Here is a 16,571-nt window from a genome sequence, read left to right as displayed (position 1 = left end):
AGGGTCCGGGCAACCTCAGAGCTGGCTTGGAATCACGGTCCACGCCCTGACCCCCTCCTCCGGCTCGCCGCCCTCGGGGACCCGGGACGCGCCGGAGGGCAGCGGCGCGCCGGTGGCCGAGGGCACACCGGCGGGCAGCGGCGCGTGGCCGACCGGGAACGCCCCGGCAACCAGCGGTGCACCGGTGGCCGGGGGGCGCTCGGGGGCGAGGGGCAACAGCACCCGGAAGGTCGTGCCCATCCCCGGCACGCTGTGCAGGTCGATACAGCCCCCGTGGGCGTGCACGATCGAGGCCGCGATGGACAACCCCAGCCCGGAGCCAGCACCGTTGGCCCGCGCCCGGCTGGCGTCCACCCGGTAGAGCCGCTCGAACACCCGGCCCGCGTGCCCCGCCGGGATTCCCGACCCGTCGTCGTACACCTCCAGCACGGCGAGACCACCGGCACCGGGGGCGGGCGGCGGGCCAGAGCGGACGGCCGGGTCGGCTGGTAGCGCGGGCAGCCGACCGACCCGGACGGTGACCCGGTCGTCCGGGTCGGTGTGCTGCAGCGCGTTTCCGACCAGGTTCGCCGCGACCTGACGGAGCTGATGCTCGTCGCCGAGCACGCTCGGCGGCTCGAATGTGTCGTCGCGGTCCGCGAGCGTGGTCAGCCGCACCGGCCGGCCCGGTGTACGAGCGTGCGCGTCGCGGATCGTGTCGGCGGCGATCTCCAGTAGGTCGACCGGACGCAGGGTGGGAATCCGCTGCTGGTCCAGCCGGGCGAGCAGGAGCAGGTCCTCGACGAGCACGCCCATCCGGGCCGCCTCACCCTCGATCCGGCTCATCGTCTCGTCGAGCAGCGGACCGGTCGGTGCGCCACCCCGCCGGTACAGCTCGGCGAAGCCCCGGATCGAGGTGAGCGGTGTGCGCAGCTCGTGCGAGGCGTCCGCGACGAACTGGCGCAGCCGCCGCTCGGAGGCGGCCCGCGCGGCCATCTCCGCGGCGATCCGGTCCAACATGAGGTTGACCGCCGCGCCCAGCCGCCCCGGCTCGGTGTGCGGGTCGGCCCCGTCGACCCGGCGGCTGAGGTGACCTCCGGTGATGCCGGCGACGACGCCCTCCATCCGGGTCAACGGGCGCAGACCCAGCCGTACCACCGAGGCGGCGAGCAGGCCCAACCCGAGCAGCACGGCACCGGTGACCGCCGCGTCGATGAGGAGCAGCCGATCGGCCGTACGGTCCGCCTCCCCGAGCGACACGCCGAGGACCACGACCGCGCCGTCCCGCCCCACCGGCACGGCCAGCAGCCGCCACTGCGCCGTCCCGTCCCCGCCGGGCACCGTGTACGGCCGGCCCGTCGCGGCTCGGGCCGTGACCACGGCGAACGTGCCGGGGTCCGGGGTGGTCGTGGTGGGGGTGCTGCTGCGCTCGGCGTCCCGGGCGCCGTCGGGCCGGTAGAACACGACCAGCTGGTCCTGGCCCAGGCGGGCGAACCGCCCGGCCACCCCCCGACCGGCGCCGGAGGACGGTTCCCCGGCCGGGGCCGGACGCGCCGACTCGGCGGCCGACGGCCCGGACGGCTCGGCTGCGGGCGGCCGGGACGACTCGGCGGCGGGCGGCCCGGACGGCTCGGCGGCCGACGGCCCGGACGACTCGGCGGCGGGCGGCCGGGACGGCTCGGCGGCGGGCGGCCGGGACGGCTCGGATGGCGGCGCGCCTCCGGGGCCCGGCGCGCGGGGCCCAGCGTGCAGAGGACGGGCCTGGGTGGCCAACTGGTCGTCGATCCGCTCCAGCAGATAGCCGCGAAGCAGGATGAAACCGGCCGTGTTCGCGCCGAGCAACGCGACGGTGGTGAGCGCGCCGACAACGAGGACCAGCCGGGAGCGCAGGGTCCACCGTGGCCACCGACGCAGGCCCCGCAGCCGGCGGTTCACTCGTCCCCGTGCGGCAGCCGCAGGGTGTAACCCACCCCGCGGACGGTGTGGATGAGTGGCGGACCCAGAACGTCGATCTTGCGGCGCAGGTAGTAGACGTACGACTCGACGATCCGCCCGTCGCCGCCGAAGTCGTAGTGCCACACCCGGTCGAGGATCTGCGCCTTGCTCACCACCCGCCCCGCGTTGACCAGGAAATAACGCAGCAGGCGAAACTCGGTCGGCGACAGCTCCACCGGCTGACCGTCCCGGCGTACCTGGTGTGCGTTGTCGTCGAGCTCCAGGTCGGCGTAGCGCAGGGTGGGGTTCCGCTCCGGCTCGGCCGGCACCTCCGGCCGGCTGCGGCGCAGGATGGCCCGGATCCGCAGCACCACCTCCTCGAGACTGAACGGCTTGGCGACGTAGTCGTCGGCGCCGACGACGAGCCCGGTCACCCGGTCCTCCACGCTGTCCCGAGCGGTGAGGAAGAGCACCGGCACCGGACGGCCGGCGTCGCGCAACCGCCGGGCCACCTCGAACCCGTCCAGGTCCGGCAGCATCACATCGAGGACGACCAGGTGGGGGTCGAACTCCTCGACGCAGGCGAGCGCCGCCCGGCCGGTGCCGGCCACCCGGGTGTCGTAGGCGACCAGGCGCAGCGTGGCGGCCAGCAGCGCGGAGATGTTGGGCTCGTCGTCCACCACCAGCACCCGGGCGGCGCGGGTCGAGCCGTCGAGGGCCGGGGACGGGCCGTCGCCCGGTGGCCGGAGGATGTCGGTTCGCACCGGCAATGCCTACCGGATCCACCTCGGGGCGCCCTGTGTGGAACCTTTGCGTCAGCTGTCACCACGACCGCAGTACCAGGTCACCGTCGGCCAGCCCGCCGGTGACCTCGGTGTACTGGTCGCCACGCAGGCCGATGGTGACCGTACGCGACTCCCCGGCGCCGAGCCGCACGGTGCCTCGGCCACCGGCCACGTCATGCACGGCGGTGGACGGCACGCGCAGCGCGTCGTCGACGGCTCCGGTCCGGAGGGTCACCGCCGCCGTCTGCCCCAGCAGCAGGTGCTCCGGGGCTTCGACGAACGAGAGCAGTACGCCGTAGCGGACCATGGTGCCGTCCGAGGTGCCGACAGGGTCCACCTGTACGACGGTCGCCGGGAAGGTGTGGCCCACGTGGTCAGCGAGGCCGACAGTGGCGTGCTGCCCGATGGCGACGGCTGCGGCGTCCGCCTCCGGGAAATCCGCCTCGACCTGCATGGCGAACGTGTCGGCCAGGGTGATGAAGGTGGCGCCTCGGTCGACCTTGCTGCCCACCGTCCCGGCGACGGTCAGGACGGTGCCGCGGATCGGCGCGGTGATCTTCGTGCCCGACTGCGCGTCCTCCGCCGCGGCGAGGGCGTCGTCCGCCTGGTTGACCTTGCGCTGTGCGTCGAGGATCGGGTCGCCGCCGGCCCGAGCGCCCCGGCGCAAGTGGCTCCGCCGGAGGTCTGTCCCCCGTGCGGCTGCTGCGCGCCGCCGGTGGCGGACGGCGCGGAGCGGGAGTCGGAAGGCGTGGAGCGGGAGGTGGAGGGCGCGGGATCGGAGGTGGGGGACGGGGAACGGGAGGCGGAGGGCGATGCGTCGGCGGTCGGGCTCGGGGTCGGGGTCACGCTGGGCGACGGCGATTGCCAGACCACCGGCCGGACGGCGGCGGTGGCGCAGCTCGTCGTGGCACCGGTGGGATCCTGCGCCTCGGCGAAGGCGTCCTCGGCGTCGGTCAGCTCCTGCCGGGCCTGCTCCACCGCGTCCTCCGCCGCGGCTACGTCGGCGTCGGCGAGGGTGGCGAGTTGCTGCCCGGCCTGCACCACCGTGCCGGGCCGGACGGCGACCCGCCCCACCGTGCCCGCGGCGGCGAAGCTCAACACCCGGGTCGTCGCCGGCTGGACGGATCCGGTGGTGGCGACGTCGACCTCCACGGTCCCCCGGTCGACCGCGACGGTGACCGGCCGGGCCGGCGCCCCGCCCGCATCCGGGCGCAATGCCGCGACACCGGCGGCACCCAGCGCGAGTACGCCGGCGGCGGCAGCGACGCCCCAGCGGACCCGCCGGACGCGCCACAGTCGGGTCAGGCCGTTTCCCATGACGAATCAGTCTGCGGGTCACTCCTTCCCGCAGGCTCGGTCCCAGCTCGGAGTTGCCTCAAAGCGGCCACCCAGCGGCCCGGATCGCCTCGGATCGAGGGCCCCACCGGCCCGCGTCATCTCGAATCGGCAGCCCCACCAGCCCTGGTCGCCTAGAAACGACCGGGCCCACCGGTTCGGTCACCTGGAAACGGGCGCCTACCGGTCGGGCGGCGGGGACCGCCGGGAAAGCTCCGAGGCAACTCCCAGTCCGGTCCGAGGCGGCCCGGAGTTAGGACCGGTTACCTGGGCACGTCCCCGAACCGGACGAGGAGTCGCCGTGTCGAACGCTGGAATGAGTCGTCTGCTGGCGGTGGCGCTGACCGGCGTCGTCTCGGTGCTCCTGGCCGCCTGCGGCCCGGACGACACCCCCACCAACGCAGCGGCCGAGGGCGGGCAGGATGGCACCGCCTTCGCGGCGTACCAGGACTGCCTGCGGGAGAACGGCGTCACCCTGCCATCCGCCGACCCGTCGCGCTCCCGCGGTGCTCGGCCCTCGGGCTTCCCGACCGCTCGGCCCTCGGGCTTCCCGACCGCTCGGCCGTCCGCGTCCGGTGGCCCGGGCCGTGGCTTCCCAGGGGCGGGGCAACTTCCGGAGGGTGTAGACGAGGCCACCTGGCAGAAGGCGCAGGAGGCCTGCGGGTCGCTGCGGCCGACCGGCCGGCCCGGCGGGCGGGGCGGGCCCGACGGTTCCGCCGCGCCGGGCGGCGGGCGGGGCGACGGGCGCCAGACCGCCTACCGCACCTGTCTCAGCGGTCGTGGAGTCGACATGGACAAGATCGACGCATCCGACGTGAAGACGAAGGAGGCGCTGACGGCCTGCGCGGCGCTGAGCCCCGCACCGACCAACTGAGAGGGTGGTTCGGGAGGCTCTGTTCGACGTGGGCGGCCAACCGCCCCGGATCTCGTAGAGCTTTCAACGCGATCACCACGAGAACAGAATCGGCCAGGCGGCCGGCATCGGCGCTGGAGACCAGACGAACGCCGAAGGGACGAACAGCAGGCCCGGGTCGCGTCCCACACGTCTGGTTACGCCGGCCGGCGGGCCCGTCGACGGCGGGTGACGAGGATCAGAGCCACCCCGAGCAGCAGCACCGCGACGGCGGCACCGGCCAGCAGCGGTATGTCGAGCGATCCTCCGGTCACCGGCAGCCTGACCCGGGTCGGGATGGTCAGCCGGGACTCTGTGGCGATCGGCGCCGGACCTGCGGGCGGGGTACCCGTCGCGGTGGCGGTGTTGGTGACCGACCCGTTGCGTAGGTCCGCCTTCGTCGCGGTGTAGACCGTCGTACAGGTCACCGTCGCGGCGGCCGGCAAGGTCACCGCACCGTTCGGGGTCCGGTCCGGTCCGCAGGTGATCGGCTCGAGCCCGGCCGGATCGGCGGGGGCGACCAGGGCGTCGGTGACGGTGACACCGGTGAGTGTGACCGTGCCGGCGTTGGTCACCATTCCGTCCGAACAGGGCGGTTGCCTGGACGACCCAAGGCATCCCCTGGTCGGCGCAAGCGAGCCCGATCGCGTGGACCAAGAGGAACCCTTGCCCTGCGCCGCAGGCAGCATTAAGTTTCATCGATGATCCTCAACGAGGAGCCTCGCCCGGGCCATCCCCGGCTCGTCGGCCGCGGCGGCCCGCGGCCCGAGGATCTCGGCGGCGTCGCCTACCTGCGTGGACTTTCGAGGCGAGGCTTCCTCACCAGCGCCGCACTGGCGGCGTCCGGGGTGTCGGCCGCCTTCGGTCTGCTGCCTGATTCCGCTCAAGCTGCCGGCAGCTACCAGAGGCCGTGCGGAAATGTCCGGATCTCCAGCTCTTGGCATGATCACCGAAACCGGACGCCTCCCTCGGGCGAGCCGGGCACCGACTACGCGGTCGGGACCGGCACTCCCGTCATGGCCGCGGCGAACGGCACGATCCGGTACGTGAAGACCGACACCTCCACCGCGACCGGACGTGTCGTGGGGATGGCCCACGACGACGGCAACTACACCCGGCACCTGCACCTGTCGTCGATCACCGTCTCCACCGGACAACGTGTGTCGCGGGGCCAGACCATCGCGTACTCCGGCGCCTCGGCCAACGGCAGTGACTCCGGCGTCGGACCGCATGTGCACACGAGTCTGTGGTTGAACACCGGCAGTCCGACGAACTTCGGCGCGACGGTGGATTTCGAGAACCACGTCGGGGACGTCACCAACCCGAACCCGCCCGACCAGGAGGTAGATGAAGTGTTCATCGCGAATGTGAAGGGCAACTGGTACCTGGTGGTCCCCCAGGGCACCAGCAAGCCGCGGGCGGTGGTCCTCGGTGGCGACAGCAACGCCGCCGCCTCCGGCATCCCGGTCCTGAACTTCAGTTGGGACCCGTCGATCAACGCACTCAGGGCTGCGGTCGACGGCATCGGTTGATCCAGCCGGGTGTCGCCCTCGTGGCGTTCAGGAGGGCGACGCACCCGACCGGGATCAACTACGCGGGGTCCATCGCTGGTTGGCACCGCCGTTGCAGGACCAGAGGATGAGCTTGGTGCCGTTCGCGGTCCCGGCACCGTTCGCGTCCAGGCAGAGCCCGGACTGGGCGCCCGTGATGGTGCCGTTGGCGTTGACGTTCCATTGCTGGTTGGTGCCGCCGTGGCAGTCCCAGATGATCACTTGGGTGCCGTTGCTGGTACCGGCGCCGTTCGCGTCGAGGCACTTGCTGCCGTAGACCTGGAGCTGCCTCGCCGCGGTGTGGGTCCAGCGCTGGGCCGTGCTGTTGCTGATGCAGTCCCACAGTTGCACCTGGGTGCCGTTGGTGGAGACGCCGTTCGGCACGTCGACGCAGCGACCGGACTGCCCGCCCAGAAGTTGGACGTTCTGTTGCGGATTGCTGCCGGTCGCCGGGGCGTACGCGGCGGCGGTGATGTTGGCCTGCACGGCGTTCTCGGTGGCCGCCGACGGGTAGCCGGAGGTCAGTACGCCCTCGAAAAAGGTGCCACGCCCGGTGATGCTGTTGTCGCCGCCGATCCCGAGGAGGATGGCCCCCTCCTTCTTCATCGGGTGGTAGCCGGCGGGGCGCGGCCCGTCGAAGTAGGTCGTCAGGCTGCCCGACTGGGCGGAGCCACCTCGGATCGCCCAGTGGTTCGGCTCACCCTTGACCATGGCCGTGACGAAGCGGTGGTTGATGGAGGCGATGTTGTTGTAGCCCGCGTTCACCCCGGAGAACAGCCCCCACTCCAGGTCGGCCATGATCCAGGGGCCGCTCCCCGCCCCGTAGCCCCACTGCTTGTTGGCGCCGAAGTAGACGGTCTCCATGATCGCGCGTTCGTCCGCCAGGTTGTTCGTCTGCGCGTTGCCGTAGTCGAAGCAGCACCACTGGTTGTAATGGGTGCCGTCGACGACCGCGTAGATCCCCTCCGGTTGGTCGCCGGTTGCGACGCCGTTGGTGTTGTTGTTGCGGTAGCCGGTGCCGGGCGCGATGTAGACCCCGTATGCCTTCTGGCCACCGACGGTGACCGGCGCGGCCTTCGCGTCGGCGAGGTTGTCCCAACCGCCCGGGGCGGGGCCCACGAAGTGACCGGGTGGCGCCTGGGTGAGGCGGTTGTTTCGGCCGGACTGGTCGTAGATCACCGTGATGACGCAGTTGGTGCTGGCGCAGAACGAGTCCTGGGTGGAGGCGTTGGCGGAACCACCGACGCTCAGTACGCCGACGTCCTGGGTGGCGTTGTCCGAGGAGCGCCGGACCTGGTAGAGGGGGCCGTTGTAGGTGCCGTACAGCGCCCGGGTGGTGCTGTGCGCTGCCACGCACGGCGTTCCGCCCGAGGCGTAGATGTCACAGGGCCCCTGCGTCGCGGCGACCGCCGCCGGCGCGGCGGAGATGATCCCGATCGCGGCACTGAGAAGCGCCAGCGAAACTCCAGCGGCCATGACGCGGCGAGGTGCGCTGTTCACTCTCATCGAATCCTCCGGCGGTGAGTCGCGCCCGGTGCAGACGTCATACGTTAGATGTATATATCGCAGAGCGTCAATGTGTTGACCGGGCCGGGACGGCAGTGGGCCCGGCGCGGAGACTGGTCGTCCGCGCCGGGCCCACTGTCAACGGGTGGGATCAGGCGGTCACGCAGGTGGCCGTCGTACCCGGACCGGTGCCGGTGCCCTGGAAGCCGAAGTTGGTCGACTGCCGGCCGAGGACGCGGCCGTTGTAGCCCACGTTGCGGAACTGGACGGTTCCGCTGGTGCCGCTGGCCTGGGCGTTCCAGGTGCCGGTGACCGCCGCACCGCCGGGCAGCACGATGGTCACGGTCCAGCCGTTGATGTCCGACTGCCCGGCGGTGACCGTCACGCTCGCGGTGAAACCGCCGGCCCACTGGTTGATCGCCACGTCCGCGTAGCAGCCGCCACCGGCCGGCGGCGTGGTGTTGGGGGGAGTGGTCGGCGGGGTCGTGGTGGTCGGAGGCGTGGTGGGCGGTGTGGTCGTCGGCGGGTTGGGTGCGCCATTGGCCAGACTGAAGGCCAGGTCGGGCTGGAACGAACCGGCCGTGTAGCGGCAGCCGTCCGCCTCACCCGGCGGCTTCACCCAGAGGTACGCGTCGATGTTGGCGTCGCCGGTGTTCGTCGTCGGGTACTGCCCGATGCGCCGGTCGGTGTTGTCGTCGCCGCACCAGTCCCCGCTCGCGCCGCCGTTACGACTGGTGTCGATGACCTGGCGCTTGCCCGAGATGCCCATGCCGTTGAGCGAGGAGATGACCGCCCGGCCGAAGTTCGCCTCGCTGGAGGTGGAGTTGTAGTTCGACACGTTGCTGAAGAAGCCGTCGGCGTACTGCACGCCGGCCGCCCGGAGCCGGTTGGCCGTCTCACCCGCGCTGTTCCAGGTGGAGTGCCCGGCGTCGAGGTACACCTTGGCGTTGGGGTTGGCCGACTTGATGGTCCGGGTGGCTGTCGAGATGGCCTGGTTACGCGCGTTGATCTCACTGCTGCTCAGGCACGTCAGCAGGGCGAGCGAGTCGGTCTCCAGGATGATCAGGACGGTCTGGTTGCCCAGCCCTCTGGCGAAGTTGGTCACCCACGTCTGGTACTGGTTGAGGTCTGGCGCCCCACCCGCGCTGGCTCCGCCGCAGTCCCGGTTGGTGATCTCGTACACCGCCAGCACCGGGATCTGCTGCGCCGCGTTGGCGGCGCCGATGTGCTCGGAGACCTCGGCCTGCACCGTCGACGGGTTGAAGTTGGCGAACCAGCGGGCCTGCGGCTGACTCGCGATCTTGTCGCGGATGACCGAGGCACGCGAGTCGCCGGGGTTTGCGGCGACCCAGCGGACGACCGCCGAACTCGGGTCGCGGTAGAGCGAGCCGGAGACGGTGCCGGCGGACGCACCGCTGACGGCGAAGCAGACGCCTGCGGCGACGGTGCCCGCGATGGCCGCGACACTGATGGCCGCCGATCTGCTGCGGAGCGGGGAGAGGATAGCCACGACGTGTTTCCTCCTGATCACATAGACGTATCTAAGTTTGTGGGAGCGTTCCCATGGACGGTAGCGGAGGCGCACGCCGCTGCCAAGGTGTCAAAGCCGTCGGGGAACAGCGGCCACGTTCAGTCGCTGGGACTCAAGCTGATCCCTGCGGCTCAACCGCCGCTCCTCGACCGAGGTAGGGCAGGCCGCGCTTCCGCACCGGAACCAGTCTCAGCAGCTGGGCTGCCCAGCCGCTCGCGGCGATTCGCCGACGGTGTCAGCAGCCAGGCGATTCGCGGCGAGGGCAATGATGGCAGCACGCCAGCCGGGCAGGCAGTCTCCCTGATGCGGCTGACCGGAAACGCGGCGGCTCCGATGCACAACGGGATCGGCGAACACAGCGACACCATGCGAGTACTGCCGAGCACGGAAGCCCGATCCCTTCGCAGGCCCAGCCCGCATCAGGGGCACCGGCAGCACCGGGTGATCTTACTGCCGGGCACCGCCTGCGGCATCACGATCGCCCTCTCACGTACGGCAATCGGGTGCGCGCTGGCGGTGACTATCGGTCGACTTCTGATTCCGCCTCGTCGGTGCCGGCGACAGTGTTCGCCACCCAGAAGAGGTCACCAGGCAGAAGCGGGTAGGTCGCAGTCTCCACTACCGAATCTATACGCGATTCCAATTCCTGAGTTGAACCTGACCAAGCCACGAATCGACCCTCCACTGTGGCACCGACACAGATGAGACCGTCGCGCAGCAGCTCCTTTGTCGCTTCCACACCAAGAGGCAATGCTGCGCGTTCTTGACGAGCGAGCCATTCGTCACGGGCCGTCGCCAGAGCTCCGGCTGGGGTCTCGTGACCGCCCTCTGGGTAGCCATCTTGGACACGATCGCCATAGATGGCCTCTCGCGCGAAAGCGACGATGTCAGCGATGCTGACCCAGTCATCGCTTCCACTGATCAAGATCTCGCGCTTGACATAGGAAGCTTTAGGATCCAACGATGTGAACCTTCTTGGGCCTGGTTACCCCAGGGATCCGAATATCGATCGTCGCACCACCGGATGTAGAACCGTTACGGAACCCGACAACTGTTCCATCAGGCAGTCGCGCCATCGTCCCATCGTATCCAGCTGGCGTGATATCCGTACCACCTTGCGACCACTTGTTGTAAAGCGCTCGCAATTCGCTCTCGTTCGCCACGGTGCGTACCGATGACTGTTTGCCTGGCGTAAGCCCTCTCAAGTCGTCACCGATGCTCGTCCCACAGGGCAGGGGGACGTCGCCTTGAGCCGTATGGTACGTGCGGAACGCGGCGTTGGTGGGAAGGTCAGCGGCCGCGACGTTCGAGGCCAGTGATGGCGACGCATCCTCAAAAACAGCGATGCGTTCCACTTCTCCGCCTGCGGAAAGCTGACGGGCGCCGGACACGGCGACCTTTGGTACCGGGCAGCTACCGTTCTTGCGGATCTTGTCGATGAGGTTTTTGATGTTGCGGAACTTGTCGGAGTTCTTCCATGCTTTGCCGGCTGTGCCGAGCATGCCGATGATGGGGGCTGCAGAGAATCCGCTCAGGAATCCGCCGACGTAGTCGCCGCGGCCGAAGGAGATGCCGGCGTCGATGATGTCGCAGGCTTCGCCGACACCGGGGACGAGTCCGCAGGCCATCAGGGTGAACTGCAGCATGTCCATGAGGACGTCGGCGTTCTCGCCGATGAGATGCTTGAGGTCGCCGAGCATGGCGCACCCGGCGGAGGGCACGTTCCCCGGATCCTTACACTTCTCCTGGTCTATGAGAGCCTTGGCGAAGTCGGTGAAGACGCTCACGCACTGCTTGGAGACCGAGGACGGGTCGAGCGCGAGGCAGCCCCAGGTCTTGTGGTTGTCCAGTGCGGTGCCGTTGCCGCCTGGGCCGCTGCCTGGTTCGGTGCTGCGTCGCTGCTGTTCGGCCTGCTTCACCCGCTCCAGGTAGATCAGTGTGGCTTCCTGGGCAGCCTGCGCGGCGGCGGTGGCGTCCTTTCCGGCGGCCTCGGCGGAGGCTCGGGCGTCGCGCTTGGCCTGGTATGCGGCGCGGGCGTCGGCTTGGGCGCGGTCGGCAGCGGCGGTGGCGGTCGCTGCGGACCGGGCGGCGGCAGCAGCGCTGGCCTGAGCGCGGTTGGCGGCGGTACGGGCGGTCACTGCGGACGCGGCCGCCTGGTCCGCCGAGCGCTTCGCCTCTGCCGCGGACGCCGCAGCCTGGTTGGCGAACGTCACCGCCTGCTGGGCGGCCTTGTCGGCCCGCGCCTTGGCCGCGTTGGCCTCTGCCACGTACCCCTGAGCCCGTTTGGCCGCCTCGACCGCGCGGTCAGCGTCCTCCAAGGCGGTCTGCGCGTACTGCTGCGCTTCGGCGATCAGTTTCTTCACCGTGGTCAGGTGCGCGGCCTGCTCCTGATCCCGCTGCAGGGCTTCGAACTGCCCGGTGGTCAGGAAGTAGGACAAATGCGACGCCGGACCGGCCAACGCGACCTTCGCAGCGGCCTGGACCTCCGGGCCGCCGCCGTCCATCACCCGGTAGACATCGAGCCGTTCGTCGGCCGACCGTGCAGTGTGCTGCCCGGTGCGCAGGAACTGGTGCAGCTCAGCGGCAGTCCCGGCCAGCGCGCGCTCGGTCGCGGCCTTGAGGTTCACGCCGGTGGTCGCGGCCTGCAGGATCTGGTAGGCCGTCTGCCGGTCCTTGGTGACCTTGCCCGGGTAGTTACGGGTCCGAAGGAATGCCTCGACGGCAGCGTCGTCGCCACCGATCGCCGTCTGCGCGGCGGTCTTCTCCAGGCCGTCGGGCAGCGTGTCCACCAGCCGCCACAACCGGGCCCGGTCATCCTGACCGGCCGCGTTTCGTCTGCCCTGGGTCAGCCACAGCCGCATCTCCGCCTCGTCACCGGCCAGGGCGTCGCGGGCGGCCTGCTTGGTCCACTCACCACCGGTGGTCAGGAGTGCCAGCGCGGCCCTGCGCCCCCGGTCGAGGACCACGGCGGTGTCCGCGCCGGCGGCGGTCGCCTCGGCGAGCAGCGTCTTCGTCGCGGCGTCGATCCGGTCCTGTTCGGCGGTGTCCCACAGCAGCGAGCGGTTCCACGCCGCCAGCTCACCGCCGGCGGCCTGCGCCGCCTGCTCGGCCTGCAACGCCGCCTGAGCCTGCTGGACACCCTGCTCGGTCCACTCGGCCAACCGCGCCTCGTCCTCGGCACGCGCCAACGCCTCGACGCTCACCGCCTGCTCGGCCGCGCTCACGGCGACATTCGCGGCGTCCACGGCCGCCTGCGCGTGCTTGGCCGACTCCTCGGCGGAGAACTGCGCGCGATCCGCCGCGTCAGCCGCGGCCAACGCCTGAGTGACCGCGTTGTCCGCGTGCTGCGCCGCCGACTGTGCCAACGCGAACGCCTTGTCCGACGCCTCCTGCGCCTGCCGCGCCAGCGCCGCCGCCCGATCAGCAGCCCGATCAGCCGACGCAGCAGCGCTGCGCGCCTGCGCCGCCGCGTTACGGGCCCGCTGGGCCTGCTGCGCCGACACCCCTGACTGACGGCCCGCTTCGTCCGCCGCCACGCCCGCAGCCGCGGCATTCCCGCTGGCCAACTTCGCCGCCGCACCGGCAGCGGAAGCCTTGGCCAGCGCGCGGTCCCGCTCGGCCTTCACCTGCGCCAGTTCCTTGGCGCGGTCGGCCGCGTCGCGCGCCGCCTCCGCCGCCTCCCGGGCGAGCCGCGCGTCGCCGGCGTTCAACCGCGCGGCGGCAGCCGCCTTCTGCGCCCGCGAGGCCGCCTGCGCGGTGAGCGCCGCCGCAGTCGTCGCCTTACGCGACGCATCAGCCGCGACCTGCGCCGCCCGCATCGCCGCGTTGGACGCCGCCACCGCATCCCGCGCGGCCTCAGCCGCACCAGCAGCGGCGTCCGCCGCCCGACCAGCCGCCGCCGACGCCTTGCGCGCGTCACCACCGGCCGCCTTCGCCTCGGCCTCCGCCGCCAGCGCCGCCTTCTTCGCCTCGGCCGCCGCGTTACCCGCCCGCGTCGACGTCTCCTCAGCCGCCAACGCCTCCCGCGCGGTCGTCTCACTGGCCTGCTTCGCCTGCTCGGTCAGGCTGCGGATCGTCGCCAACTCGGCATCGCGCGCCCGAGCCACGAACTGCCCCCACCGCAGGAACTCCTTCAACTCCTCCGCAGTGCCCTGCAACGCCGCCTTCGCCGCCAGGTCGAGCATCGCGCCACTGTTGTTCGGCGCGTTGGCCAACATCCGCGTCGCGGCCAACCGGTCGTCCGCATACTCGGCCGCCGCACGCCCCGACGCGAGGAACTCATCGATCTGCTCAGTACCACCGGCAAGAGCGCTCTGCGCAGCCGCCTTGACCGTCACCCCACCGGACTCAGAGACCCGGTAGACCCGCACCCGCTCGTCCGCATCCCACGCCGACTCGAACCCACCGTTGGCGAACGCCCACATCTCGTCACGCGGCTTCTCCAACGCCGCCAACGCCGCCGCCCGCACCGCAGGCCCGTCCATCCCAGCAATCGCCTGGACGGCGGCCCGCTCATCCGCCTGCTGGGCGACGTCGTACCCATTCTCGAAATACGCACGGACATCCGCGTCGGAGCCAATCAGGGCGGCCTCTGCCGCGCGCTTGACGGATGGCCCACCCTCCATGAGATCGGAAGCAGCTAGGTCGCGCATCTCCGCGACGGTGACGTCGCTGTCGGTGTCGGCGTAGGCAGGTACGCCTGATCCGGCCACCTGCACCGCCAACGTCAGCACCAGGCCAGCGAAGGCGGTCTTCCATCCACGCCGAATGGTCCGCCGACTTTGCGCGAGCATCACCACAGGCCGAATCGCGACCATCACAACCCCCATGAATAGGACAGGGTGAGGCACCGCGCCAGCCCTCCGGCAAGGTCGAAGACACAGACGACCAGACGCGGCAAGAAGAGTTCGCGCAGGGTCCAGCGAGGACCGGCGCGTGAAGAGACCGCAGAGGCGGAAGCGGGGCGTGCGCCTGCTTACTCGTTGCGGATTTCGACCAGGATGGCCTGCGGCGCCTCGCCGTCGTCACCCGGCTCGATCGCGACCGGTTGGTTCGGCTGCACCTCATAGGTGGGGAGAACCGTGTTGTCCGGCAGCTTGGCCTTCACCAGAATCGTCTCACTGCCACCGCGCACGCCGAACGTGCCGGGAATCTCCAGGGTGAGGTAACCCTTCGACCCGATGGTGCGGAAGCAATACCACACGCCGTAGGGGTCGACGTCCAGGTGCTTCTCGACCTGAATGAGACCAGCAGGGCACTGCGAGTCGTTGAACGATCGGGCCGAGTCGAACACGATGCGCCCGTCACCCTTGAAGAGCTTCAACCCGTGCTGCGCCAAGATCGCCTCAGCGCCCGGGTAGCTGTAGTCCTCCACGATGGATGGCGGAACATCCGCCTGCTCCGCCGCCGAACCGCTGGTAGCGCTCAGCACCACGACACCAGTCGCCGCAGCCAGGACCGTGACGCCAACAATCGCGCTGGCACCCTTCATGATTTCTCCCCCGTGGAGTTTCCGCCCCGACCCCTGATGGGACCGCAAGGCATCGACCGCGACGCTATCGGTGATCGGCCATATCTACAAGACCCGAGGACATTCTCGGGTGATCAACGGAACTTGCCTCGCTGGGTAGCGGCCGCTCCGCGTCAGCTTCCCCGATCCACGGTCCACCATCGCAGCGCGAGGGCCCGGAGCCGACCGGCTCCGGGCCCTGCTTCGTACCCTCGGTCAGGGACTGGTGCAGGTGACGTTGCTGGGTGCGGTGGCGCCGTTGCCGGTGGCGGTGAACCCGAAGTTGGTTGACGCGTTCGGACCCACTGCGCCGTTGTAGGGGGCGTTCCTGACGGTGACGCTGCCGGTGGTGCCCGTGTTGACACCGCTCCACAGGCTGCTGATGGCCTGACCACTGGCCAGGGTCAGGCCCACGGTCCACCCGTTCAGGGCCGCCGTGGAGTTGTTGGCCACTGTCACCTCAGCCTGGAAGCCGCCGGGCCAGGTGTTCAACGTCCGGTAGGTGGCCGTGCAGGTGCCCGGCTCACCGGTGGGCGGCGGAGTGGTCGGCGGCGGGTCGGTGGGCGGCGGCGTCGTCGGCGGGGTGGTCGACTCGAACTGACTGAAGAACCTCCAGATCTCACCCGAGGTCCACGTCCGGGAGTCGTTGGGGCTGCCGGAGCCGTCGACAGGGCTCGGCGTGTGGTCCCCGTCGAACGCCGCCCACTGCACCGGGTATCCCGCGCGGCAGCCGGAGTAGGCGGTGGTGATGTGGGTGAGGCTGCCCCGGCTCGGTTCGCGCGGGCTCTGCGCGGTGCAGCCGTTGTTCCGCACGAAGGTGTCGCGCAGTTGCCGGCCCTGCGAGATGTTCAGCACGCTGTCGAAGGTGCCGTGGATGCCGAAGTAGGCGACCGGCTGCGTTCCGCCGTTACACCCGCTGAGGTTGGCGCCGGAGATGACGGTGACCGCGCGGATGACTGTGGGCCGGGCGCAGGCCACCGCGTAGCTCATGGCCCCGCCGTAGCTCCAGCCCAGGGCGAAGCGCTGGGTGGTGTCGACGCAGAGGTCGTTCTCGACCTGCCGGGAGATGTCGTCGAAGAGGGTCAGGTCCCGACCGTTGGTGTTGGCCCAGCCGGCGTTGAGACCCTGCGGAGCGACGAAGATCGCGCTGTTGTTCGACAGCGGTTGCAGCCCGTAGTAGCCGGCCGAGGTGACGTTGTTGGCCGAACCGTTCAACCAGTGGAAGCCGAAGATCAGCCGGTAGGGGCGGTTCCGGTCGTACCCGTCCGGGATCCGCAGGTTGTAGGTACGACTCTGCCCGCTGCTCTGGATCGTGCGCGTGCCGCTGGTCAGCGTGGGGGCCTTGCCGCAGCCGGCGGTCGCTGCGAGGGTGTCGTACGTCGAGGCCACCGCGGCTCCGCCGAGGCCGCCGCTGAGCGCTCCGCCGGTGGTGGCCGCGAGGAGAAGCGCCGCGGCCGCGATGGATGGGAAGAGGTGCCTGCGTTTCAGCATTGCTTGGCTCCTTGCCAGTGGGCGTCTGGTGCTCGTGACTCGGCAGCGGCACAGGGTG

General features: G+C 70.6%; 12 protein-coding genes. 2 read left to right on the top strand and 10 right to left on the bottom strand.

Annotation, left to right across the window (positions count from 1 at the left end; all coding sequences use genetic code 11):
* Positions 1–15: 15 nt before the first annotated feature.
* From O7616_RS08075 to O7616_RS08065, 3 genes are all read right to left on the bottom strand, one after another.
* Positions 16–1,914, bottom strand: coding sequence for an ATP-binding protein (locus tag O7616_RS08075; RefSeq protein ID WP_282306260.1), 1,899 nt, complete (start codon positions 1,912–1,914; stop codon positions 16–18).
* Positions 1,911–2,666 carry a response regulator transcription factor gene (locus O7616_RS08070; protein ID WP_282307560.1) on the bottom strand — a complete coding sequence of 252 codons (756 nt, stop codon included), beginning with the start codon at positions 2,664–2,666 and terminating at the stop codon, positions 1,911–1,913. The genes O7616_RS08075 and O7616_RS08070 overlap by 4 nt, the downstream gene beginning before the upstream one ends.
* Positions 2,667–2,736: 70 nt before the next feature.
* Positions 2,737–3,366 (bottom strand): efflux RND transporter periplasmic adaptor subunit, encoded by a 630-nt coding sequence (locus O7616_RS08065; protein WP_282306259.1) that lies wholly within the window; start codon positions 3,364–3,366, stop codon positions 2,737–2,739.
* Between the two features lie 969 nt (positions 3,367–4,335).
* Between O7616_RS08065 and O7616_RS08060 the strand changes: the two genes are divergently transcribed.
* Positions 4,336–4,908 (top strand): hypothetical protein, encoded by a 573-nt coding sequence (locus O7616_RS08060; protein WP_282306258.1) that lies wholly within the window; start codon positions 4,336–4,338, stop codon positions 4,906–4,908.
* A gap of 176 nt (positions 4,909–5,084) precedes the next feature.
* Here O7616_RS08060 and O7616_RS08055 read toward each other — a convergent pair whose 3' ends face one another.
* Positions 5,085–5,501, bottom strand: a complete 417-nt coding sequence (locus O7616_RS08055; protein ID WP_282306257.1) for an LPXTG cell wall anchor domain-containing protein — start codon at positions 5,499–5,501, stop codon at positions 5,085–5,087.
* 126 nt (positions 5,502–5,627) lie between these two features.
* Between O7616_RS08055 and O7616_RS08050 the strand changes: the two genes are divergently transcribed.
* Positions 5,628–6,458: a M23 family metallopeptidase gene (locus tag O7616_RS08050; protein ID WP_282306256.1), complete on the top strand. Its 831-nt coding sequence runs from the start codon at positions 5,628–5,630 to the stop codon at positions 6,456–6,458.
* A 54-nt stretch (positions 6,459–6,512) separates the two neighbouring features.
* On the opposite strand, the gene O7616_RS08045 is transcribed toward O7616_RS08050, so the two are convergent.
* The 6 genes from O7616_RS08045 to O7616_RS08020 form a co-directional block, all read right to left on the bottom strand.
* Positions 6,513–7,982 (bottom strand): arabinofuranosidase catalytic domain-containing protein, encoded by a 1,470-nt coding sequence (locus tag O7616_RS08045; RefSeq protein ID WP_282306255.1) that lies wholly within the window; start codon positions 7,980–7,982, stop codon positions 6,513–6,515.
* Between the two features lie 151 nt (positions 7,983–8,133).
* Positions 8,134–9,492 carry a glycoside hydrolase family 6 protein gene (locus O7616_RS08040; RefSeq protein ID WP_282306254.1) on the bottom strand — a complete coding sequence of 453 codons (1,359 nt, stop codon included), beginning with the start codon at positions 9,490–9,492 and terminating at the stop codon, positions 8,134–8,136.
* Between the two features lie 541 nt (positions 9,493–10,033).
* The gene (locus tag O7616_RS08035) at positions 10,034–10,474 is read right to left on the bottom strand and encodes a hypothetical protein (RefSeq protein ID WP_282306253.1); all 441 of its coding nucleotides are present in this window, start codon (positions 10,472–10,474) and stop codon (positions 10,034–10,036) included.
* Positions 10,464–14,342 (bottom strand): ALF repeat-containing protein, encoded by a 3,879-nt coding sequence (locus tag O7616_RS08030; protein WP_282306252.1) that lies wholly within the window; start codon positions 14,340–14,342, stop codon positions 10,464–10,466. Before O7616_RS08030 ends, O7616_RS08035 begins: the two co-directional genes overlap by 11 nt.
* A gap of 146 nt (positions 14,343–14,488) precedes the next feature.
* Positions 14,489–15,004, bottom strand: a complete 516-nt coding sequence (locus tag O7616_RS08025) for a hypothetical protein (RefSeq protein ID WP_282262825.1) — start codon at positions 15,002–15,004, stop codon at positions 14,489–14,491.
* Positions 15,005–15,238: 234 nt separating this feature from the next.
* A complete protein-coding gene (locus O7616_RS08020) occupies positions 15,239–16,513 on the bottom strand; it encodes a cellulose binding domain-containing protein (protein WP_282306250.1) in 1,275 nt (424 codons plus the stop codon).
* Between the last annotated feature and the right edge of the window lie 58 nt (positions 16,514–16,571).

It is taken from the genome of Micromonospora sp. WMMD964 (assembly GCF_029581455.1).
Lineage (GTDB): Bacteria > Actinomycetota > Actinomycetes > Mycobacteriales > Micromonosporaceae > Micromonospora.
Note: the sequence above shows the minus strand (reverse complement) of the source record. Positions and strands in the feature narration are given on the sequence as shown.

Coding starts and splice junctions, on each gene's coding strand:
- O7616_RS08020 (WP_282306250.1), bottom strand. CDS start 16,513: ATGCTGAAACGCAGGCACCTCTTCCCATCCATCGCGGCCGCGGCGCTT.
- O7616_RS08025 (WP_282262825.1), bottom strand. CDS start 15,004: ATGAAGGGTGCCAGCGCGATTGTTGGCGTCACGGTCCTGGCTGCGGCG.
- O7616_RS08030 (WP_282306252.1), bottom strand. CDS start 14,342: ATGGGGGTTGTGATGGTCGCGATTCGGCCTGTGGTGATGCTCGCGCAA.
- O7616_RS08045 (WP_282306255.1), bottom strand. CDS start 7,982: ATGAGAGTGAACAGCGCACCTCGCCGCGTCATGGCCGCTGGAGTTTCG.
- O7616_RS08050 (WP_282306256.1), top strand. CDS start 5,628: ATGATCCTCAACGAGGAGCCTCGCCCGGGCCATCCCCGGCTCGTCGGC.